20 protein-coding genes are annotated in these 21,263 nt (G+C 72.6%); 11 read left to right on the top strand and 9 right to left on the bottom strand.

Features of this window, described 5'->3' with window-relative positions; translation table 11 throughout:
* Nucleotides 1-96 precede the first annotated feature (96 nt).
* Nucleotides 97-1,377 carry an outer membrane protein assembly factor BamB family protein gene (locus CLT68_RS14315; protein WP_158240882.1) on the top strand — a complete coding sequence of 427 codons (1,281 nt, stop codon included), beginning with the start codon at nt 97-99 and terminating at the stop codon, nt 1,375-1,377.
* A complete protein-coding gene (locus tag CLT68_RS14320; protein WP_143743180.1) occupies nt 1,374-2,657 on the top strand; it encodes an outer membrane protein assembly factor BamB family protein in 1,284 nt (427 codons plus the stop codon). Before CLT68_RS14315 ends, CLT68_RS14320 begins: the two co-directional genes overlap by 4 nt.
* On the opposite strand, the gene CLT68_RS14325 is transcribed toward CLT68_RS14320, so the two are convergent.
* On the bottom strand, nt 2,658-3,806 hold the full coding sequence (locus CLT68_RS14325; RefSeq protein WP_099851437.1) for a peptidase C39 family protein: 1,149 nt from the start codon (nt 3,804-3,806) through the stop codon (nt 2,658-2,660).
* 142 nt (nt 3,807-3,948) lie between these two features.
* Between CLT68_RS14325 and CLT68_RS14330 the strand changes: the two genes are divergently transcribed.
* The 4 genes from CLT68_RS14330 to CLT68_RS14345 all read left to right on the top strand — a co-directional run bounded on the left by CLT68_RS14330 (nt 3,949) and on the right by CLT68_RS14345 (nt 6,832).
* Entirely contained in the window at nt 3,949-4,617 is a 669-nt protein-coding gene (locus tag CLT68_RS14330; protein WP_099857149.1) for a response regulator transcription factor, read from the top strand.
* A gap of 55 nt (nt 4,618-4,672) precedes the next feature.
* The gene (locus tag CLT68_RS14335) at nt 4,673-5,848 is read left to right on the top strand and encodes a sensor histidine kinase (protein ID WP_099851439.1); all 1,176 of its coding nucleotides are present in this window, start codon (nt 4,673-4,675) and stop codon (nt 5,846-5,848) included.
* Nucleotides 5,849-6,008: 160 nt separating this feature from the next.
* Entirely contained in the window at nt 6,009-6,416 is a 408-nt protein-coding gene (locus tag CLT68_RS14340) for a VOC family protein (RefSeq protein ID WP_099851440.1), read from the top strand.
* Nucleotides 6,413-6,832, top strand: a complete 420-nt coding sequence (locus CLT68_RS14345) for a VOC family protein (protein WP_099851442.1) — start codon at nt 6,413-6,415, stop codon at nt 6,830-6,832. Before CLT68_RS14340 ends, CLT68_RS14345 begins: the two co-directional genes overlap by 4 nt.
* An 88-nt stretch (nt 6,833-6,920) precedes the next feature.
* Here CLT68_RS14345 and CLT68_RS14350 read toward each other — a convergent pair whose 3' ends face one another.
* The 6 genes from CLT68_RS14350 to CLT68_RS14375 form a co-directional block, all read right to left on the bottom strand.
* Complete coding sequence (locus CLT68_RS14350) at nt 6,921-7,409, bottom strand: SRPBCC domain-containing protein (protein ID WP_099851443.1); 489 nt, start codon at nt 7,407-7,409, stop codon at nt 6,921-6,923.
* Nucleotides 7,406-7,744: a metalloregulator ArsR/SmtB family transcription factor gene (locus CLT68_RS14355; protein ID WP_099851444.1), complete on the bottom strand. Its 339-nt coding sequence runs from the start codon at nt 7,742-7,744 to the stop codon at nt 7,406-7,408. Before CLT68_RS14355 ends, CLT68_RS14350 begins: the two co-directional genes overlap by 4 nt.
* A gap of 132 nt (nt 7,745-7,876) precedes the next feature.
* Entirely contained in the window at nt 7,877-8,650 is a 774-nt protein-coding gene (locus tag CLT68_RS14360) for a hypothetical protein (protein WP_099851446.1), read from the bottom strand.
* A gap of 171 nt (nt 8,651-8,821) precedes the next feature.
* Nucleotides 8,822-10,891 (bottom strand): 3-hydroxyacyl-CoA dehydrogenase NAD-binding domain-containing protein, encoded by a 2,070-nt coding sequence (locus CLT68_RS14365; RefSeq protein WP_099851448.1) that lies wholly within the window; start codon nt 10,889-10,891, stop codon nt 8,822-8,824.
* Complete coding sequence (locus CLT68_RS14370) at nt 10,888-12,084, bottom strand: thiolase family protein (protein ID WP_099851449.1); 1,197 nt, start codon at nt 12,082-12,084, stop codon at nt 10,888-10,890. Before CLT68_RS14370 ends, CLT68_RS14365 begins: the two co-directional genes overlap by 4 nt.
* Nucleotides 12,085-12,278: 194 nt before the next feature.
* Nucleotides 12,279-13,598: a ribonuclease D gene (locus CLT68_RS14375; RefSeq protein ID WP_099851451.1), complete on the bottom strand. Its 1,320-nt coding sequence runs from the start codon at nt 13,596-13,598 to the stop codon at nt 12,279-12,281.
* Nucleotides 13,599-13,865: 267 nt separating this feature from the next.
* Here CLT68_RS14375 and CLT68_RS14380 point away from each other — a divergent pair, with 267 nt between their 5' ends.
* A complete protein-coding gene (locus tag CLT68_RS14380) occupies nt 13,866-15,101 on the top strand; it encodes a S1C family serine protease (protein ID WP_486482432.1) in 1,236 nt (411 codons plus the stop codon).
* A gap of 151 nt (nt 15,102-15,252) precedes the next feature.
* Nucleotides 15,253-16,116 (top strand): hypothetical protein, encoded by an 864-nt coding sequence (locus tag CLT68_RS14385; protein ID WP_099857151.1) that lies wholly within the window; start codon nt 15,253-15,255, stop codon nt 16,114-16,116.
* A gap of 22 nt (nt 16,117-16,138) precedes the next feature.
* Here the strand turns inward: CLT68_RS14385 and CLT68_RS14390 are convergent, their stop codons facing one another.
* Nucleotides 16,139-16,711, bottom strand: coding sequence for a DUF3000 domain-containing protein (locus tag CLT68_RS14390; RefSeq protein WP_088946832.1), 573 nt, complete (start codon nt 16,709-16,711; stop codon nt 16,139-16,141).
* A gap of 137 nt (nt 16,712-16,848) precedes the next feature.
* On the opposite strand from CLT68_RS14390, the gene hemE reads away from it, so the two are divergent.
* The 3 genes from hemE to hemQ are packed head-to-tail and all read left to right on the top strand — an operon-like array spanning nt 16,849 to nt 20,060.
* Nucleotides 16,849-17,946, top strand: coding sequence for a uroporphyrinogen decarboxylase (gene hemE, locus CLT68_RS14395; RefSeq protein WP_099851454.1), 1,098 nt, complete (start codon nt 16,849-16,851; stop codon nt 17,944-17,946).
* A 6-nt stretch (nt 17,947-17,952) separates the two neighbouring features.
* Complete coding sequence (hemG, locus tag CLT68_RS14400) at nt 17,953-19,362, top strand: protoporphyrinogen oxidase (protein WP_099851455.1); 1,410 nt, start codon at nt 17,953-17,955, stop codon at nt 19,360-19,362.
* Nucleotides 19,359-20,060, top strand: coding sequence for a hydrogen peroxide-dependent heme synthase (hemQ, locus tag CLT68_RS14405; RefSeq protein ID WP_088946835.1), 702 nt, complete (start codon nt 19,359-19,361; stop codon nt 20,058-20,060). Before hemG ends, hemQ begins: the two co-directional genes overlap by 4 nt.
* Nucleotides 20,061-20,152: 92 nt before the next feature.
* Here hemQ and CLT68_RS14410 read toward each other — a convergent pair whose 3' ends face one another.
* Nucleotides 20,153-21,253 carry a lytic polysaccharide monooxygenase auxiliary activity family 9 protein gene (locus tag CLT68_RS14410; RefSeq protein ID WP_099851457.1) on the bottom strand — a complete coding sequence of 367 codons (1,101 nt, stop codon included), beginning with the start codon at nt 21,251-21,253 and terminating at the stop codon, nt 20,153-20,155.
* Between the last annotated feature and the right edge of the window lie 10 nt (nt 21,254-21,263).

Below are 21,263 nucleotides of genomic sequence, written 5' to 3' on the forward strand. Positions count from 1 at the left end.
CGGGGTTCCGTCGCTTTTGCCGGCCCGGTGCGCTCACGGTCGGTTTGCCGGACGGTCACCCGTCGGTCAGCCTGAGTGGTGACGGAAGGACGATCGTTGTCGATCATCGAGCTGGGCGAGATCCGGGAGGAGCCGGCGTCGGCGCCTCCGGCCCGCCGCCCGCGCGCCGCCGGTCGCCCACTGCGCAGCGCGGCGGTGCTGGTGCTCAGCCTGGTGGTGCTGGCCGGCGCCACGCCGTCACCGCAGCGAACGGTGAGCCTCGTGCCGGCGTGGCCCACGGCCACGGCATACCTGGCCGGGGACGGCATCTTCGTCATCGACCCGCCGACACCCGACGGGGACCGCTACCTGACCGCCTACGCCCAGCCGGCACCATCCGGAACAGTCGTGCGGCGGCGGTGGCAGACGCCGCTGGTCCGCACCGGTGACTACCTGGACGTCCGGGTCGAGCGAGGGTTGGTGTTGACGATGGCGGTCAGCGCCCCGAACAGGGTGTTCCAGACCACCGCCTTCGACACCGTCACGGGCCGGCAACGCTGGCAGCATCCTGGTGCTCCCCAGCTGACAGCCAGCGGCGCTCTGCTGGTGACCGACGGCCGGGAGGACGGGTCGGGCGCGGTGAGCGGGGTCGAGCCCGACACCGGCCGGGTGCTCTGGTCGGTGTCGGTCCCGCCGGCCGCCAACCCGTCCTACCACCTCACTCCCGAGGGCCAGGTCGACCGGTTCGTGCTCCTGCAACCGACCGGCGAGGTGCAGGTGCACGACGCCGGCACCGGCCGCCTGCTGCGCAGCATCGACACACTGCCCGGTGACCGGTCGGCGTACCAGCGGCTGCAGGTCGTCGACGACCTGCTGCTGCTCGTCCCGCCCGGCAGCACCCGGCTGGTGAGCTACGGGCTGGCCGAGTTGGAGCCACGATGGACGGCCGAGGTGACGCTGGTGTCGCATGTGGTCGACTGCGGCGCTCTGCTCTGTGCGGTACCGCAGACCGGCGGCCTCCAGGTGCTCGATCCCGCCACCGGCGCGGTGCGCTGGTCCGAACAGGGCCAGGACAACCTGGCCGACGTCCGGTACGGCCGGTTGCTGATGGCCAGGCCCGGCCAGGGGTACGAGGTGCGGGACGCGGCGACCGGGCAGGTAAGGACCGAGCTGGGCGCATGGGGCCTGCTGCCGGTGCTCGGGCCGGACGATCCGCTGGTCGGCCTGCGCCAGGGGGCCGACGGCCGGATGGTCGTCGCCGAGCTGGACCTGGTGGCAGGTCAGGCGCGGATCCTCGACGTGCTCCGGGTCATCGCCGGCAGCTGCCAGGCGTCCCTGCCGGTCCTGCTCTGCCAGCGTGTCGACGGCGCGACCGCGTTGTGGCGGTTGACGCGGTGAGCGACTCGGTGATCGACCTCGGCGAGCTGCGGCACGGCACGGACCCGGAGCCGTTACCCCGCCCACCCCGCGCCGACGGCCGGCAGCTGCGCTGCGCGCTGGTCCTGCTCCTCGCGCTGGTCACTCTCGCTGCCTCCGCCGTGCCGCCACCCCGGCGGGCCCCGGTGACGCTGCCGACCCAACCCGGGGCCGACGTCCTGGTCGACGGTGACCTCGTTCTGGTCATGGAGCCGACCAGCCCGGGGCGGCAGGGGCGGCTGGCCGCGTATCGGCTGCCCGGCGGCGAGCCGGTCTGGCAGGCGCCGCTGTCGGCGGAGGCGCGGTACTGGGGAATGACTCCGCTGGCCGGGATGATGCTGGTCACCGGCTACGAGATCGGCCCCGAGGGCCGGGAGACACGCACCGTCGCTCTGGACCGGGCGACCGGGGCGTACCGGTGGCAGCAGCCGGGCAGCGTCTTCAAGCTGACCGACGGCAACCTGCTGCTGCGTACCGGTGGCGAGACCCAGCCGTCCGGTCTGCGCGTGGTCGATCCGTGTTGTGGCACGGTGCGTTGGCAGCTGCCCGCCACCACCGCCGAGATCAACGTTCGGGACATCGGGCACGGAGTGGACCGGGTGGTGCTCAACCAGGCGGACGGACCGGTCGAGGTACGCGACGCGGTCACCGGCGCCGTGCTGGCCCGCGCCGACCTGCGCCCGCCCGACGGTGGTCCGATCAGAGTGGACCTGACGAAGGACCTGCTGCTGGCCATCGACAGAGGTTCCGGCACGGTCGCCGCGTACGGGCTGGACAAGCTCGACCAACGCTGGAGCCGCGCGGGTGTCAACGTGGACTTCGCGCTGGACTGTGGCCCCGTCCTGTGCGTGCGCACCGGCAACAACGAACTCCAGGCGATCGACACCGCAACCGGCGCGTTGCGCTGGCGCAACACCCGGTGGGGTTGGGCCTGGCCATACGACGGTCGGCTGATGGTCAACGTGTTGAGCAGCGAAGACGGGCCGGAGCACTTCGTCGTGCTCGATCCGCTGACCGGGCGGGAGTTGGCCGACCTGGGCCGGTGGGACCTCTACCAACTCAGTCTCGGTGGTCGGCTGGTCGGCACACGACGGCATCCCGACGGAGGGGTGGTCGTCGGCGAGGTGGACGTCCGCGCCGGGAAGGTGCAGGTCCTGGACGTGCTGCCCCAGGCCATCGGCGAGTGTCAGGCGATGACCGGTCACCTGGTGTGCGGTGCCGCCCCGGCCGGCGCGTACCGGATCTGGGAATTGCCGGACTGACTACCAGTTCGCCTGAGCGGGCGGCGGGGGCAGCGGCACCGACGGGGGCCGCAGCACGTACGCCACACCGCCGCTGCCGCGCTGCCAGACCGCCTCGAACCGCTGCCGGGGCACGGTACGGCGGACCGCGTCGTCGTCCGGGGCGTACGGGTCGTTGAGCACCGGGTCGCCGTCGACGGTGAAGCCGACCAGCACCATCAGGTGCCCTGCCGTGTCGTACCCGAGCCCCGGCACCTCGTCGACCCGGAACGCGGCGGAGACGATCAGGGGGATGCCGGCCGCGATGAACGCTTCCGCCTCGACCAGCGACCGCAGCCGGGTGACGAACGCGTCCACCCCGTACCGGCCGGCGTACGCGGTGTTGAACGACCAGTTGCCCGCCCCGGCGTACGCGTGGTCGTAGCAGTGTCGGGCGGCGTGCACCACCACCGGACGCGGGCCGGGCGGCTCCACCCAGGCGTAGTGCTCCGGGGTCGGCTCGGCACCCCAGTGGGCGAGCACCATCGAGGTGCAGGTAGGGCTGCACCAGGAGTCGCCGCCGGCTCCCCACTGCGGGTACTGGCCGGCGTGCAGCCGCTGCGAGTAGCGGGGCACGTCCAGCACCCGGCCCCAGGCGGCGGACGAGGCGGGCTGCGCGTACCCCTGGGCGGTGCCCGTGGGACCGGTGGCGACCGCGCCGACGCTGCGCAGCAACGGGCCGGTCGGGCTTTCCGCCGGCCGGCACAGGGTGACCCGCGCCTGCCAACCGGTGACCGTCGCGCCGGTCACGATCAGGGTGTCGGTGTCGACCCGGGCGTCGCCGTCGCGCTGCCCGGGCACCGACGTGCGTTCAACCGCCAGGTCCTCGGCCGCCCAGCGGGCCAACCGGTACCAGCCGGTGCTCGGCGCGTCGTCGTGCCAGCCGCGCAGCTCGACCTCGATCCAGCAGCCGGCCGGGGTGTCGGCGGTCCAGGACGGCACCACCTCGCTGACGGGGAAGCCGACCCGCACCGGCGGCGACGTCCAGGTGCCCTGCTGGTTCACGCCGTCGAGGGCCAGCCCTCGACCGGTGGCGAGCAGGCCGTCGCCGTTGCCGGCCGTCGTGTCGGCCGGCAGGTGGAAACCCCGGTAGGCGATGTCCCGCCCGGTGGTTGGTGCCGCGATGGTCATGCCAGGTCCGTCCGTCCCTCGGTGCCGCGGGCCAGCATCGCGTACGCCGAGGTGGTCCGCAACGCCGACCGGTGCGGGCGGCGAGGGACGATGGTTGCCGACCGGCACTAGGTTGTCGGTGGTCAGCAGCGAGGAGGCCGGGATGCGGGTACTGGTGGTGGAGGACGAGCGCAACCTCGCCGACGCGATCGCGCGAGGGTTGCGCAAGCGGGGGATGGCCGTCGACGTGGCGTACGACGGCGACGCCGGCCACGAGGCGGCGTTCGTCACCCGGTACGACGTGGTGGTGCTCGACCGGGACCTGCCGGGTGTGCACGGTGACCAGATCTGCGCCGACCTGGCCGCCTCCGGCGCGCTGACCCGGGTGCTGATGCTCACCGCGAGCGGCACGGTGGCCGACCGGGTGGAGGGGCTGCAGCTCGGAGCGGACGACTACCTGCCCAAACCGTTCGCGTTCGACGAGCTGGTCGCCCGGGTGCAGGCGCTGGGCCGGCGGGCGACCCCGGCCGCGCCGCCGGTGCTCGAACTGGCCGACCTGGTGCTCGACCCGGCCCGTCGGGTGGCCACCCGCGCCGGCGTGCCGGTCGACCTCACCAACAAGGAGTTCGGGGTGCTCAGCGAGCTGCTCAAGGCTCGTGGCGCGGTGGTGTCCAGCGAGGAGCTGCTGGAACGGGTCTGGGACGCCAACACCGACCCGTTCACCACCATCGTCCGGGTCACCGTGATGACGCTGCGCAAGAAGCTCGGCGACCCGCCGCTGATCGAGACGGTGGTCGGAGCGGGTTACCGCACCGCCGAGGTGGTCCTGTGAGCGCGAGGAGTGAGCCGGGTCTGCGGGCCCCGCAGTCGCGAACCGAGGTCGTCCTGTGAGCCGCCGGTTGCGGCCCACCCTGCGGTTGCGGCTGACCCTGCTCAACGGTGTGCTGCTGATCGGGGCCGGTGCGATCCTGGTGCTGCTGGCCTGGCTGCTGGTCCGTGACGCGCTGCGACCCACCGACGAGTTGCTGCCCGGCACGGTCGTGCTGCTGGCCGACGGCGAGTCGATGGACGCCGCCCAGTGGCAGCGGCAACTCGTCGACGCCGCCTCCGGGGAGTTGCTGGCCAAGGGCCTCGTCGCGCTGTTGGCGATCAGCGTCGTCGGGGTGGCCGGCGCGTACGCGGTGGCGGGGCGGGCGCTACGTCCACTGCACCAGGTCACCGCGACCGCCCAGCGGCTCGGCGAGGCGACCCTGGACCAGCGGATCGGCTACTCGGGCGCCGACGACGAGGTGGCCGAGCTGGCCAAGACGTTCGACGCCATGCTGGACCGGATCGCGTCCGCCTTCGAGGCGCAGAAGCGCTTCGTGGCCAACGCCTCGCACGAGCTGCGTACCCCGCTCGCCGTGATGCGCACCGAGATCGACGTGACGCTCAGCGACGACGACGCGGACGCCGCCGAGTACCGCCGGATGGCGACAGTGGTCCGTGACGCCTCGGAGCGGGCCAACGGCCTGGTGGACGCGCTGCTGGTGCTGGCCCGCAGCGAGGCCCAGGCCGGGCGGCAGTTGGGCCGGCGTACCGAGTGTGACCTCGCCGCCGGCACTGCCAACGCGCTGTCCGCGATGCGCCGGGAGGTGGAACGGATCGGGCTACGGGTCCAGACGTCACTGGAGTCCGCTCCGGTGGTCGGCGACCCGGGGCTGCTCGACCGGTTGGCCGGCAACCTCATCGAGAACGCGGTCCGCTACAACCACCTGCACGGCCGGCTCTGGGTGCGCACCGGCACCGACGGCGACCGGTCCTGGCTGGTGGTGGGCAACACCGGCTTCGAGGTGGACCAGGCCGACGTGCCGGGGCTGTTCGAGCCGTTCAGGCGCGGTGGCCGGGAACGGACCGGGGCCCGCGGCTCCGGCCTGGGGCTGTCCATCGTCCGGGCGGTCTGCACGGCGCACGGCGGCACCGTACGGGTGATCGCGCAGTCGGGTGGTGGTCTGGAGGTGACTGTCACCCTCCCGTCGGCGGACGCTCCGGCGATCAACGGGTCGGTGCCCGGCCAGGGCTGACGGGGGTTGCGCGCGGCGTTCGGCCGGTGGCAAGATCACGGCGTCAGCCAGGAAACGAAGGGGGGTGCGTCGATGTCCACCAATCATGACTCCGCACCCCGGGTGTGCGCCGGCTGACTCCCGGAAGCGGAGCGTCCCATCCCGTACGGAGGGAACACCCGTGTATCCACGGATCCGCAACATCAGTTTTGACTGTCACGACACGTACGCCCTGGCGGGCTTCTGGGCCGCCGTGCTCGGGTACGCCCGGCACTCCGAGGACGCCCCCGGTGACCCGGAGGCGGCCCTGCTGCCGCCGGACGACGCCACCCCGAACCTGTTCTTCCAAGAGGTGCCGGAGGAGAAGGTGACCAAGAACCGGCTCCACATCTGCCTGGAACCTGTCGACCGGACCAGAGATGAGGAGGTCGAGCGGGTGCTCGGCCTCGGTGCCACAGTGGTCGCCGACCGTCGGCGTGCCGACGGCACGGGTTGGGCGGTGCTCGCCGACCCCGAGGGGAACGAGTTCTGCGTGGTCCGCAGCGCTGGGGAACGTCTCGCCACCACCACCGTGGGGGACCAGCTGTGAGTTCGACGATCCACAACATCAGCATCGACTGTCACGACACGTACGCCCTGGCCGGCTTCTGGGCACAGGTCTTCGACTGCCCCCGGCAGCCCGACGACTTCCCCGGTGACCCGGAGGCGATGCTCCTGCCGCCGGGCGGCCCGGAGGTGCTCTTCCTCGCCGTGCCCGAGGGCAAGACGGTGAAGAACCGACTGCACCTGGACCTGCAACCCGCCGACCGCACCCGGGCCGAGGAGGTCGAGCGGCTGCTCGGCATCGGCGCGACGCTCGTCGCCGATCACGTCGGCCCGACCGGCGGTGGTTGGGTGGTGCTCGCCGACCCGGAGGGCAACGAGTTCTGCGTGCTCGGCAACGCCGACGAGCGGGCGGCCGCGGCGGCCGCGCGGGCCGCGGCGGGAGACGACGCACCGGCCTGACGGCCGGCGTACGGCTCGGGGCCCCGGCCACCCTCGGGTGGCCGGGGCCCCGGCACCACGCTGCCCGGGCGGGGACCCGACCGTCGGGTCAGGAACGCGGTGAAGGCGCGTCCTGGCCTTCGGCGATGTCGGCGAGTTGTTCGGTGACCGAGCCCCAGCCGTCCACAAAGCCGATCTTCTCGTGCAGGTCACGAGCGGCGGGATCACCGTGGCGGACGACGACCCGGTATTCCGTGCCGTCCGGGTGGTCCTTCATGGTGATCTCGGCGGTCATCGGGACCGGGCTGGGGTTCGTGGGCCGCCAGGCGCTGTCGATCACGTTCGTGAACACGATCCGTTCATGATCGTCGACGACGAGGAAGCACGCGTCGAGGTGTGGGACGAACTCCACCCCGTCATCGCTCAGTCGGGTGACGAGTGCGCCACCGGGCCGGACGTCCAAGCGATCGACGCGGCACAGGGCTGGCGTCGGTACCCACCACTTCTCGAAGCGGGACGGGTCGGTCCAGGCGCTCCACACGGCGGCACGGGGGGCGCGGATGACCCGCGTCATGGTCAGGTCCAGGTCGGGATTCACTGCTGATCCTCCTGCTGATCGGTGACGAGGCGTTCCAGGCGGTCCGTGCGCTCTTCCCAGATCCGGCGCTGCTCCGCGAGCCAGTCGTCGACGAGGGCGAGGCGCTCGCGGTTGAGCACGCAGGTGCGCACCCGGCCGGACTTGGTCGTGTGGATCAGCCCGTTCGATTCGAGCGTCTGCACGTGCTTCATGAACGACGGAAGGGTCATCGGGAACTCGCGGGCGAGATCGCCGACGCTCGTCGGGCCGTGGCCGAGGCGTCGGATGACCCAGCGCCGGGTCGGGTCGGCGAGGGCGACGAACACGCCGTCGAGCTGCGCCGAAAACTGTGCCATGTGGCTAAGTATTGTGTGAGACGACACTTAGCGCAAGGGCAAAGTATTTACCAGGATGGGCAACCCGATGCTCGGCAGACACGGCACGGGGCCCCGACCACCCGAGGGTGGCCGGGGCCCCGTCGCCCACTGTCAGGAGCGCTGCTCGACCTGGCCCCGGATCGTGATGAACTCGGCCTTGGCCTGTTCGGCGGACTTGAAGTACGTGACCACCATGCCCAGGCTGCCCTTGTCGGCCCAGACGCAGACGCCCAGCGGCACGCTCTCCGCCTTGCCGTCGCCGCAGCTCGCCTCACCGCCGAGTGGGCCGGGATCGACGGCCACCATGTTGGTCACCGTCAGCTCGGTGGAGAGCCCGCTGATGGCGTCGTCCATCTCCTTCTTCGGGTCGGACATCAGGCCGGACGCGCCGGCGATCATGACGAGGTCCTGCTTGGTCGGGTCGCCGTAGAAGGCACCGACCGTGCTGGTCTCGTTCTGCACCGACGACTTCATCTCGCGGACCAGTTGGTCGGCGGCCGTCTGGAGCTCCGCGTCGGTGACCTTCGGCCGGCCGGCGAGGGTGGCCGGCGCGACCAGCCGGGTCTTGCTGGCGTCCACGACGTCGCCCACCGGCCCCTTGACCGCGAACCAGGTGATCACCCCGCCGCCGACGCAGAGCACCAGCACCACGGCCAGCACGATCAGCACGATCTTGCCGGCTTTCGACTTCTTCTTCACCGGCTGCGGGGCACCGAGCAGGTTGGGATCGCCGTACGGCTGACCCGGCTGCGCGGGCGGGAATCCCTGCTGCTGCGGCGGGGACCAACCATCGGGCTGCTGCGGCTGGCCTGGCTGACCGGGCTGCTGCGGCGGGGTGGGGGAATCGTGCGGCGGGCCGTAAGGGTTGGCCGGCGGCTGGGACATTCAGTCAGCTCCAGGTTGGGGGTGCAAAGCGCGTGATCTTAACCCGCCGAGGACCCCGGCGTTGTCCCTGCACAGGCCCCTGCCAGCCGCCATGTGATCACAAACAGTCGCGGTGGCCGGATCGTCCACGAGGGACGCTCCGACCACCGCGACGGTGGTGCTGCGATCTCCTCAGGCCGGCAGGCTCGCCGCCCCGCGCGGCAGGAACCGCTGACCGGTGACCCGCTCGGACGTGCCGGTCCGGTCCAGGTATGGAGTGACCCCACCCAGGTGGAACGGCCAACCGGCGCCCAGGATCATGCACAGGTCGATGTCCTGCGCCTCGGCGACCACGCCCTCGTCCAGCATCAGCCGGATCTCCTGCGCGAGCGCGTCGAGCGCGTTCTGGCGCACCTGCTCGGCGGTCAGCGGCTCGTCACCGACGACGAGCAGCTTGGCCACCTCGTCGTTGACCTGGTCGTCGACCACGATCGGTTGGCCCGAGTCGGCGATCCGCTTGAGGTTCTCGCTGACACCGAACCGGTCCGGGTACGCGGCGTGCAGAGTGCCGCCCACGTGGTACGCGACGGCCGGACCGACCAGCTGGAGCAGGGCCAACGGGCGCATCGGCAGGCCCAGCGGGTCCAGTGCGCTGTTGGCCACGTCCAGCGGGGTGCCCTGGTCGACAGCGGCGAAGACGGTGCCCAGGAAGCGGGTGAGCAGCCGGTTCACCACGAACGCCGGAGCGTCCTTGACCAGCACGCTCGACTTCTTGAGCTGCTTGCCGACCGCGAACGCGGTGGCCAGTGTGACGTCGTCGGTGCGCTCGCCCCGGACGATCTCCAGCAGCGGCAGCACCGCCACCGGGTTGAAGAAGTGGAAGCCGACCACCCGCTCCGGGTGCTCCAGCTCGGCGGCCATCTCGGTGATCGACAGCGAACTGGTGTTGGTGGCGAGCACCGCCTCCGGGGAGACGATCTTCTCCAACTCGGCCCAGACCTGCTTCTTGACACCCAGGTCCTCGAAGACCGCCTCGATGACGAAGTCGGCGTCCGCGAAGGCGCTCTTGTCGACAGTGCCGCTGACCAGGCCGTACAGCTTGGCGGCGGTGTTCTTGTCCATCCGGCCCTTGGTGACGGCCTTCTCGATCTGGGTGTGCACGTAGCCGACGCCCTTGTCCACCCGGGACTGGTCGAGGTCGGACATCACCACCGGCACCTGGAGGCGGCGGGCGAACAGCAGCGCCAACTGGCTGGCCATCAGGCCGGCGCCGACGATGCCGACCTTGGTGATCGTGCGGGCCAGGCCCTTGTCCGGCGCGCCGGCCGGCCGCTTGGCCCGCCGCTGCACCAGGTCGAAGGCGTACAGACCGCTGCGCAGCTCCTCGGAGAAGACCAGGTCCGCGAGGGCCTCGTCCTCGGCGGCGGTGCCGGCGGCGAAGTCGCCGTCCTTCGCCGTCTCCAGCAGGTCGAGCGCCTTGTACGCGGCCGGGACCGCGCCGTGCAGCCGCTGGTTCAGCGTCTCCCGGGCGAAGTAGAGCACGCCCGCCCACATGTCCTTGTCGACCTCGGGCCGGGTCACGGTGACCTGACCCCGGACCACCCCGGCGGCCCACTCCAGGGACCGCTCCAGGAAGTCGGCCGGCTCCAGCAGGATGTCCGCGATGCCCAGCTCGGCGGCCTGCTTCGGCTTGAGCATCTTGTTCTGCATGAGCGGGTTCTGGATGATCACCTGGGTGGCGGCGGGAATGCCGATCAGGTTCGGCAGCAGCTGGGTGCCGCCCCAGCCCGGCACCAGGCCGAGGGAGACCTCGGGCAGGGCCAGAGCCGCCGCACCACCGGAGAGCGTCCGGTAGTGGCAGTGCAGCGCCAGCTCCAGGCCGCCGCCCATCGCCGCGCCGTTGACGAACGCGAAGGTGGGGACGGTGCTGTCCTTGAGTCGGGCGAAGACCCGGTGACCCAGCCGGCCGATCTCCAGCGCCTGCGCGCGGTCGGCGAGCTGCGGCAGGCCGACGATGTCCGCGCCCACGCAGAAGATGTACGGCTTACCGGTCACCGCGATGAACGCCGGGTCGGCGGCGAGCGCGGCGGTGATCGCCTCGTCCAGGCTGGCCAGACCACCGGGGCCGAACGTGTTCGGCTTGGTGTGGTCGAAGCCGTTGTCCAGCGTGATCAGGGCGGCCGGACGGTCCAGCCCCGGCACGTTCACCTGGCGCAGCAGCGCCTTGGTGACGACCTCGTTGGGTGCGGCGAGCGCGCTCACTTGTTGCCCTCCGTCCAGTGCGGGTTCTCCCAGATGACCGTGCCGCCCATACCGATGCCGATACACATGGCAGTGAGGCCGTAACGAACCTCGGGGTGCTCGGCGAACTGGCGGGCCAACTGGGTCATCAGGCGTACGCCGGAGGAGGCCAGCGGGTGACCGATGGCGATCGCGCCGCCCCACGGGTTGACCCGCGCGTCGTCGTCGGCGATGCCGAAGTGGTCGAGGAACGCGAGCACCTGCACGGCGAACGCCTCGTTCAGCTCGAACAGGCCGATGTCGTCGATGCTGAGCCCAGCCAGGCGCAGCGCCTTCTCCGTCGACGGGATCGGGCCGACGCCCATCACCTCCGGCTCCACACCGACGAAACCGAACGACACCAACCGCATGGCGATCGGCAGGCCCAGCTCACGGGCGGTGGCCTCGTCGGCGAGCAGGCTCGCGGTGGCGCCGTCGTTCAGGCCGGCCGCGTTGCCCGCGGTGACCTTGCCGTGCGGGCGGAACGGGGTCTTCAGGGTGGCGAGCTTCTCCAGCGAGGTGTCCCGTGGGGCTTCGTCCACGGTGGCCAGACCCCAGCCGCCCTCGGCGTCGCGGATCGACATCGGCACCAGGTCATCCTGGAGCTTGCCGTTGGCGTACGCCTTGGCGGTCTTCTGCTGCGAGGCCAGCGCGAACGCGTCGGTGCGTGCCTTGGTGATGTGCGGGACCAGGTCGTGCAGGTTCTCCGCGGTGGAGCCCATGACCAGCGCGGACGGGTCGACCAGCTTCTCCGCGATGATGCGCGGGTTGGGGTCGACGCCCTCACCCATCGGGTGACGGCCCATGTGCTCGACGCCACCCGCGATGGCGATGTCGTACGCGCCAATCGCGATGCCGCTGGCCACGGTGGTCACCGCGGTCATCGCGCCGGCGCACATGCGGTCGATGGCAAAGCCGGGAACGGTCTTGGGCAGACCCGCCAGCAGTGCGGCGGTACGGCCGATGGTGAGGCCCTGGTCACCGATCTGGGTGGTGGCCGCGATGGCGACCTCCTCGACCCGCTCCGGGGGCAGCTGCGGGTTGCGGCGCAGCAGCTCACGGATGCAGCGGATCACCAGATCGTCGGCGCGGGTGTTGGCGTACATGCCACCCGCCTTGCCGAACGGGGTACGGACGCCATCGACGAAGACGACATCCCGAACTTCACGGGGCACTTGAGCCTCCTATTCGACCATGATCCGGCTTTCGCGCCGAGCGGCGCTGCGGACTGAACCAAGGGTCGCCGACACGGGCAGGTTCCCCCGAAATGCTACTCGCCAGTAACCAACCCCGTCCCGACCCCCCGCTGTGGCCCACCCCACACTGCCCGGTGACCCACGCCCCGGAGCGCCGTGCCGGGAGCGTGGGGTCAGGGGGTGGGGTCCAGGGCTTCGGTCAGGTCGGGTGTGAGGAGGCCGATCTGCCACTCGCGGGCGTTGAGACCGCGCAGGGTCTCCGCGACCGTCTCCTCGGTCAGCTCCTCCGGCGGGGTCCAGGCCAACCGGCGGACCGAATCCGGCGTGATCAGGTTTTCCGGCGGCAGGTTGTGCTCACCGGCGATGCGGATCACCACCTCCCGGCAGCGGGCCAGACGACCAGCCGCCACCGGGTCCCGTTCGGCCCAGCGGTGCGGCGGGGGCGGGCCCTCCACGGTCGGGGAGACCGGCAGGGAGTCCTCCGGGAGCTGCCGGGCGTCGTCGAGCGCGGCGAGCCAGGTGCGAGCCAACCGCCGCACCGACCGGCCGCCGAAGCCGGGCAGGGTCAGCAGGGTCTTCTCGTCCTTCGGGTCCAACTCGGCCGCGGCGATGATCGCCGAGTCGGGCAACACCCGACCGGGCGCGGCGTCCCGCCGGGAGGCGATCTGGTCCCGGGCGTACCACATGGAGCGGACCCGGGCCTGGGCCCGCGCTCCCCGCAGCCGGTGGATGCCGGACGTGCGCCGCCAGGGCTCGGCGCGGACCCGCGGTGGGCGCGCCCCGGTGCGGACCAGCGCGGCGAACTCCTCCGCGGCCCAGGCCGACTTGCCCTGCCGGGTCAGCTCGGCGTCGAGCGCGTCGCGCAGGTCGGTGAGCAGCTCCACGTCGAGAGCGGCGTACGTCAGCCACGACTCGGGCAACGGTCGGCTCGACCAGTCGGCCGCCGAGTGGTGCTTCTCCAGGGTGAACCCGAGTAGCTGCTCGGTCAGCGCGGCCAGCCCGACCCGCTCGAATCCGGCCAGCCGAGCAGCCAGTTCGGTGTCGAACAACCGGCGCGGGCGCAGCCCCACCTCGGCCAGGCAGGGCAGATCCTGACTGGCAGCGTGCAGCACCCACTCGGCCTCGCCGATCGCCGCGTCCAGCGTGCTGAGGTCCGGCAGCGGCAGCGGGTCGATCAGCGCCGTACCCGCACCGGCCCGGCGCAGTTGCACCAGGTACGCGCGCTGGCTGTAGCGGTAACCGGAGGCTCGCTCGGCGTCCAGGGCGACGGGGCCGGTGCCCGCCGCGAAACGGGCAACGACCTCGGCAAGCTCGGCCGGAGCGGCCACCGGATCAGGGGTGCCGTCACGCGGGGCGATCAGCGGAACGGGCCCACCGTCGGCCGGGTCGGCTCCCTCGCCTGCCAGCTGCGGCTGGGCCGACGGCGGGTGCTGGGGTGCGTTTCCCGGAAGGTCTTCGGTGGGCCGACGGCGCAGGGGTGGTTCGTCGGTCACCTGCCAACCCTAGTGCGCGCGATGATCCGGCGGGTGCAGCCGGTCCGGCGTGTGTCGGTCAGGTGTCCACAAGGCGTCCCTTCGGATGCCGGACATCGGGGGAGACAAAGCCCGATCGCACAGGTACGTTCCATCGAACCGCCGGCCGGGACGACGAGTCGACGGCGGCGGGAAGACCACGGGGAAGGCAAGACGATCATGACGGCTGGCTTCGGTTCGGGGGACGGGCGACCGGTGGGTGCCGAACCCGCCGACGCGAGCGGGTCGATGGCCGGTCGGCCGGGTCCGCTGCCACCGCGCATCGAGCCCCAACCCGGTTCGACCTGGTCCACGCCCCCCTCGGGCGGCACGGACCAGGCCCGACCCGTCCCCGCACCCCGCCCCGAGCGTCCCGTCCCGCCCAACACCGGGCAGTGGGGCCCGCCGCCGACCCCGTTCGGCGGCGCCGGGCACCAGGGCCCGGGCGCTCCGACGGCCGCCCCCGGCCCCGGCGCCTATCCGCCGGCCGCCCCCGGCCCCGGCGCCTATCCGCCGGCAGCCCCTGGCCCCGGCGCCTATCCGCCGGCAGCCCCTGGCCCCGGCGCCTATCCGCCGGCCGCCCCCGGGTTTCCGGGCGTGGCCGGTTATCCGCCGCCCGGCCCGGCCGGCACCGGGCCCTCCACGACCGCCGGTTACCCCGGCGGCCCCGCGCACTGGCCAGCCTCCCCGCCGGCCGACCGGCCCACCCGTCGTCGTTGGCCGGCCGTGCTCGCCACGGTGGCCGTCGTCGTGCTCGCGGCGGTGGCCGGGCTCCAGGCGTACCAGCTCGACCGGCTCGGCGACCGGCTCGCCGACACCGACCGCCGGCTGGCGCAGGCCCAGGACGGCGACCTCGCCCGCCTCGACAGCCTGGACAAGCGCGCGGAGACGTTGGAGAAGCAGGCGGGTGCCGCGTTCAACCCGGAGGCGGTGGCCAGCGCGGTGCTGCCGAGCGTGTTCCGGGTCCGGGCCGGTGAGTTCACCGGCACCGCGTTCGCGGTGGGCAAGCCGGCGAGCGGCGGCGGGACGAACCTGTTCACCAACTTCCACGTGGTCGAGGCGGTCTGGGACGGCGGCGGCCGCGAAGTGTTTCTGGAGCGCACCAGCCAGCGCTTCCCGGCGACCATCGTCAAGGTCGACAAGACCAACGACGTGGCGCACCTGCGTGCCAGCGGCAAGTTCAGCGGCCTGGTCACCGCGCCAGCCGCGGCGAAGTCCGGCCAGCAGATCGTCGTCGTCGGCGCGCCGCTCGGCCTGGAGGACAGCGTGACCACCGGCGTGGTGAGCGCGTTGCGGCCGGCCCAGGGCGGGTCCGGCCCGGCGATCCAGTTCGACGCCCCGATCAACCCGGGCAACTCCGGCGGGCCGGTGATCAACGGCAGCAAGGAGGTTGTCGGCATCGCCACCGCCAAGGCGCGCAACGCCGAGGGCATCGGGCTGGCCGTACCGATCAAGGTCGCCTGCGACGGCTTCAAGATCTGCTGAACCGGTGACCGGCGACGCCGCCGGCCGCACGCACCACCCACGGCCATCGCCGATCCATCGCCGACCCGGCTGATCAGCCGGCATCAGGCGATCTCTTCGCAGCACGTCACCGCGCCTGCCGAGGCGGGCACGCCCATCTGGAGGAATGAAGATGTCCCAACCATCGCCCGAGTCGCAGGCTGTCCCGCCGGCCTCTCCGACGCCCCCCGACCCCGACCGGACCGTGGCGCACGCCGTAGGTCCCCAGGCCGGTCCGTCCGGCGCTGAACCGACCGTTCCACAGCAGGCTGTTTGGCAGCCGACCAACGCCGACCCGACCGTCCCGCACCCGGTCGCCCAGCCCGCCCCGCAGCCGTACGCGCCGGGACAGGCGCCGCCGCAGTACCCCGCGAACCCTCCCGTGCCACCCCAGTACGGCATGCCGCAGGGGTCGCCGGGCTACCCGGCCAGCGCCCCGCCGTACACCGGCCAGCCGATGTCCGCGCCGCCGATGTCCGCGCCCCCGGTCTCCGGCCCCGGATACGGGCCGCCGATGTCCGCGCCGCCGGTCTCCGGCCCCGGATACGGGCCGCCGTACGGTCCTCCCGGTGCGCCGGCGGCCGGGCGGGGGCGCGCGGTGCTGGTGCTGGCCCTGGTGGCCGCGCTGCTCTTCGTCGTCAGCGGCGTGATGACCGGGCTGTTCGTGACGAAGAACAACGAGCTGAACCGCACCGAGAAGCGTCTCACCGGTCAGGTCAGCCAGCGCGACGGCACCATCGCCGCCAACGCCACCGAGATCACGAGGCTGAAGGCCGACCTGGGGACGATGCAGGCGAAGCTCGACAACACCGAGCAGGACCTGACCGGCACCCGCAACGACCGTGACGAGCAGGCCCGGCAGAAGACGGTCATCGCGAGCTGCCTGGACAAGCTGACGACCGCGCTGGGAGCGGCGTCGGCCGGCAACAAGGCCGCCTACGACGCGGCCATGAAGGGCCTCGACAAGGTCTGCGACGAGGCGGAGAACTACCTGTAAGCCCCCGTCGCCCCTCGCCGGGTCAGGCTGCGCCGGCGGGGCGGCGGTCGGACAGGGCCGTCACGCCGGGTGGGGGGAGGCCGGCCGTGGAGGCGAGCAGCGCACACCAGCCGAGCAGGTGCGCGCTGAGGTCGTCGTCGACCGGCGTCCAGGAGGCGCGGATCTCGATGTCGCCGACTGTCGGTGGGCCGGCGAGGTCGCCGAACCGGGTCGACATGGTCTGCGTCACCGTCCCGCCGATCGCCCGGTGGCCGGCGTCCTGGGCGTCCAACGCGTCGGTCAGCCACGTCCAGCCGACCCCGGGCAGCAGCGGGTCGGCGGCCAGGTCGACCTCCAACTCGGCGGTCACGTAGGTGACCAACCGCAGGGTGCCCTGCCACGCCTCGTGCCCGACCGGGTCGTGCAGCAGGATCAGCCGTCCGGTGGCCACCTCGTCGCCGTCGCGCAGCACGGCCGCCGAGAGCGCGAACGCGTACGGGGCGAGCCGCTGGGGGGCGCCGACCTCCTCCAGGGTGATCTCCGGCCGGGGGGCCGCCGACCGCAGCCCGGCGACCGCGCGGGCGAACGTCTCCGGGAGCGCGATCGGGGGGGCCATGTCGGCAGCCTATGCCGCCGCCCGTCCCCCGCTTCGACGGCGCGCCGACGCTCATGAAGGGCGCCGGGCGTAAGGAACGGTGCCCTTCATCTCACCCCCACCCGGCTGGGGGTGGTGGGCGTGGCACGATTGCGGCGATGACCACGGACACCACGGGCACTGTCGCCCGAGACGGAGAATCCCGCCCCGGCGGACCGGCCGACTCGCCCTTCATTCGGGCCTGCCGACGCCGGCCCGGCCCGCACACCCCGGTCTGGTTCATGCGCCAGGCCGGCCGCTCGCTGCCGGAATACCGGGAGATCCGGGCGACCGTGCCGATGCTGGAGTCCTGCCGCCGCCCGGAGCTGGTCACCGAGATCACCCTCCAACCGGTGCGCCGGCACGGGGTGGACGCGGCCATCCTGTTCAGCGACATCGTGGTGCCCGTGGCCGCGGCCGGCGTCGACCTGGACATCGTGCCGGGCACCGGTCCGGTCGTCGCCGAGCCGATCCGCACCGCCGCCGACGTGGAGCGGATCCGCCCGATCACCCGCGACGACGTCTGGTACGTCGACGAGGCCGTCCGGCAGTTGGTGGTCGAGCTGGGTGACACCCCGCTGATCGGCTTCGCCGGCGCGCCGTTCACCCTGGCCAGCTACCTGGTCGAGGGCGGGCCGTCGCGGACCCACGCGAAGACCAAGGCTCTGATGTACGGCGACGAGGAGCTGTGGCACGCGCTCTGCGGCCGGCTGGCCGAGGTGACGCTGGCCTTCCTGCGGGTGCAGATCGACGCCGGCGTGTCCGCCGTGCAGCTCTTCGACTCGTGGGCCGGGGCGCTCTCCGAGGCCGACTACCGCCGTTTCGTGCTGCCGCACTCGACCGCCGTGCTGAGCGGGTTGGTCGACGCCGGGGTGCCGCGGATCCACTTCGGGGTGGGCACCGCCGAGCTGCTCGGCGCGATGGGTGAGGCCGGCGCGGACGTGGTCGGTGTCGACTGGCGTACCCCGCTGGACGTGGCCACCGGCCGGATCGGCCCGGACAAGGCGGTGCAGGGCAACCTGGACCCGTGCGTGCTGCTCGCGCCGTGGCCGGTGGTCGAGGCCGAGGTGCGCCGGATTCTGGAGCAGGGCCGGGCGGCTCCCGGGCACGTGTTCAACCTCGGTCACGGGGTGCTGCCGGAGACCGACCCGGAGGTGCTGACCCGGGTGGTCGCGCTGGTGCACGAGCTGTCCAGCCGCCGGACCGACCAGGGCTGACCGGCGATGCGGCAGCCCTGGCGGGTGGCGGTGGTCGGCGGCGGGATCGCCGGGCTGGCCGCCGCGGTCCGCCTGCGCGACCGCGCACCGGCCGGCACCGAGATCACGGTGTACGAGCAGTCCGCCGCGCTGGGCGGCAAGCTGCGCACCGGTGAGCTGGCCGGCCAGCCGGTGGAGTTCGGCGCCGAGTCGTTCCTGATGCGCGACCCGGCGGGCGCCGAGAGCGCGGCGGTGGCGTTGGCCCGCCGGCTCGGTCTCGCCGAGAAGATCGTGCACCCCACGGTGGGGCAGGCCGCGCTGGTCGTCGACGGGGGGCTGCGCCCGATCCCGGGCGGCACGCTGGTGGGCGTACCCGGGGATCTGGACCGGGTGACGTCGGTCGCCCGCCCGCTCGCGGGCGCCGACACCGACGGTGGTCGGCCGCTGGTCGGGCCGCACGCGGACGTCTCGGTGGGTGCGTTGGTCCGGTCCCGCTTCGGTGACGAGGTGGTCGAGCGGCTGGTCGACCCGATGCTGGGCGGCGTGTACGCGGGCCGCGCCGACGATCTCTCCCTGGTCACGACGATGCCGGCGCTGGCCCGCACGGCCCGGGTGGAGCACACCCTGACCGGTGCGGTCCGGGCCGCGCAGGCCGCCGCGCCGCGCGCGCCCGGCGCTCCGGTTTTCGGCACCCTGGTCGGTGGGCTCAGCACCCTGATCGAGGCTGCCGTGACGGCTAGCGGCGCGACGGTACGACGGGACGCCGCCGTCCGTGAGTTGACCCCGACCGACACGGGTTGGCGGCTCACTGTCGGCCCGACGCGTGGGCCTGAGCTGGTCGACGTGGACGCCGTGGTGCTGGCGGTGCCGGCGCGACCGGCGGCCCGGCTGCTCGCGGGCCCGGCCCCGGCAGCCGCAGCGGGCATCGGCGAGCTGGACTACGCGAGCGTCGCGTTGGTCACCCTCGCGGTGCCGCAGCCGCAGCTGCCCGAGCTGTCCGGCTTCCTGGTGCCGAGCACCGAAGGGCTGCTGATCAAGGCCGCCACCTTCTTCACCACCAAGTGGGGGCACCTGCGCCGGCCGGACGGCGTGGCGTTGGTGCGCGCCTCGGTGGGCCGGTACGGCGAGGAGGCGCATCTCCAGCGCCCCGACGCGGACCTGGCGACCACCGTGCATCGAGAGCTCTCAGCGGTGCTCGGCACCCCGCTGCCGGCCCCGGTCGACGGGCACGTGCAGCGGTGGGGCGGGGCGCTGCCCCAGTACGCCCCCGGGCACGCCGACCGGGTCGCCGCCGCGCGCACGGCGTTGCGGGCCGCGCACCCCACCCTGGTCCTCGCCGGCGCCGGATACGACGGCGTCGGCATCCCGGTCTGCGTCCGCTCCGGCGAGACGGCGGCCGAGGAGATCGTCACAGCACTGGGAGGATCGGCGAGATGACCGAGCAGACCAACGCGGCCCGCCTGCGGGAGCTCAACGACAGCATCCGCTACACCATGTGGTCGGTGTTCCGGGCCAGCGCGCCGCTGCCCTCACTGCGGGACAACGTCACCAGCGAGGTCGTGGCCCTCTTCGACGAGCTGGCCGGCAAGGACGTGGTGGTCCGGGGCGTGTACGACGTCGCTGGTCTGCGCGCCGACGCGGACGTGATGATCTGGTGGCACTCCGCGTCCCCCGACGCGCTCCAGGACGCGTACCTGCGGTTCCGCCGCACCACGTTGGGGCGGGCGTTGACCCCGGTCTGGTCGCAGATGGCGCTGCACCGGCCGGCGGAGTTCAACAAGAGCCACATCCCGGCGTTCCTGGCCGGCGAGGAGGCCCGCCCCTACATCTGCGTGTACCCGTTCGTCCGCTCCTACGAGTGGTACCTGCTGCCCGACGCCGAGCGGCGCGAGATGCTCGCCGAGCACGGGAAGATGGCCCGCGGCTATCCGGACGTCCGGGCCAACACGGTGGCCTCGTTCGCGCTCGGGGACTACGAGTGGATGCTCGCCTTCGAGGCGGACGAACTGCACCGGATCGTGGACCTGATGCGGGACCTGCGCGCGTCCGGCGCCCGCCGGCACGTCCGGGAAGAGGTCCCCTTCTACACCGGCCGCCGGCGCTCGGTCGCCGAGATCGTCAACTGCCTGGTCTGAGCCCGGGACGCTGCCTGGTCTGAGCCCGGACGCACGCTTCGGGCCCGCCGGCCGGTGCCGCACCCCCGCCCGGGTGCGGCACCGGACGGGGGTCAACTGGTCGTCGTGCAGGAGACCAGCGGAACCGGGTTGCTGCCGTTCCAGGAGCCGAGGAAACCGAACGTGGTGCTCGCTCCGGCGGCGAGGGTGCCGTTGTGGTTGGCGTTGCGTGCGGTGACAAGTCCGCCGCTGGTGCTGATCGTGGTGTTCCACGACGAGGTCACCTGCTGGCCGTTGTTGTAGTTCCAGCTCACCGACCAGCCTCGGGTGGGCGAACCGCCAGCGGTCACCTTCACCTCAGCCTGGAAGCCGCCGGCCCACTGGCCGGTGACCTGGTACGTCGCCGAGCAGGCCCCAGCCGGCGGCGGGGTGGTCGGCGGCGGGGTGGTGGGCGGGGGAGTGGTGGGTGGCGGGGTCGTCGGCGGGGGAGTGGTGGGTGGCGGGGTGCCCGTTCCACCGCCGAAGTCGACGTCGCTGCACAGGTAGTACGACTGGTCCAGGTGGCTGGCCTGCCAGACGGTGTAGACGATGTGCCGCCCGGTGCGTCCCGACGCGTTGACCGGGACCTGGATGGAGACGCCACCGGTGTCCGGGTTCCACTGCGAGGCCGGGGTGTTGCCGATCTGGCCGGCCAACTCCAGGTCGTCCCAGCCGAGCGGCTCGGTGAGCGCGTTGAAGCCCTGCCTGGTCACGTACACCCGGATGTAGTCGGCGCCGTGACTGGCCTGGTCGAAGAAGCGGAGCCGGAAGTTGTTCGACACCGAGGTGGTCTTCCAGGCGCCGATGGTGTCCAGCGAGTTGTAGCGAGGGCTCTGGGTGCGCCCGCCGCTGCACAGCTGGCCGTTGGGAACGGCGCCCTGGTGGTTGCCGCCCACGCCCTCACGGAACAGGCCGTTCCAGTTCCACATGGCGGCCGGGTCGGCCTGCCAGGCCTGCCAGCACATCGGGTCCTCGGTGGCCATGCGAGGGTTCTGGAAGTCGTCACCCCAGCGCTGCCAGCAGCTGTAGTTGCGCGAAGCCGGGTCGACGACCGAGCCGTGCGCGGAGGCGGGCCTGGCCTGGATCGTGGTCAGCGCGGTGGTCAACAGGAGCGCGGCGGCCGTCGCGATGGCGAACAACCAGAACACGCGTCGTGATCGGATGAAAGTGGACATGGAGCCCCCG

The sequence above is a fragment of the Micromonospora sp. CNZ299 genome, assembly GCF_002754415.1.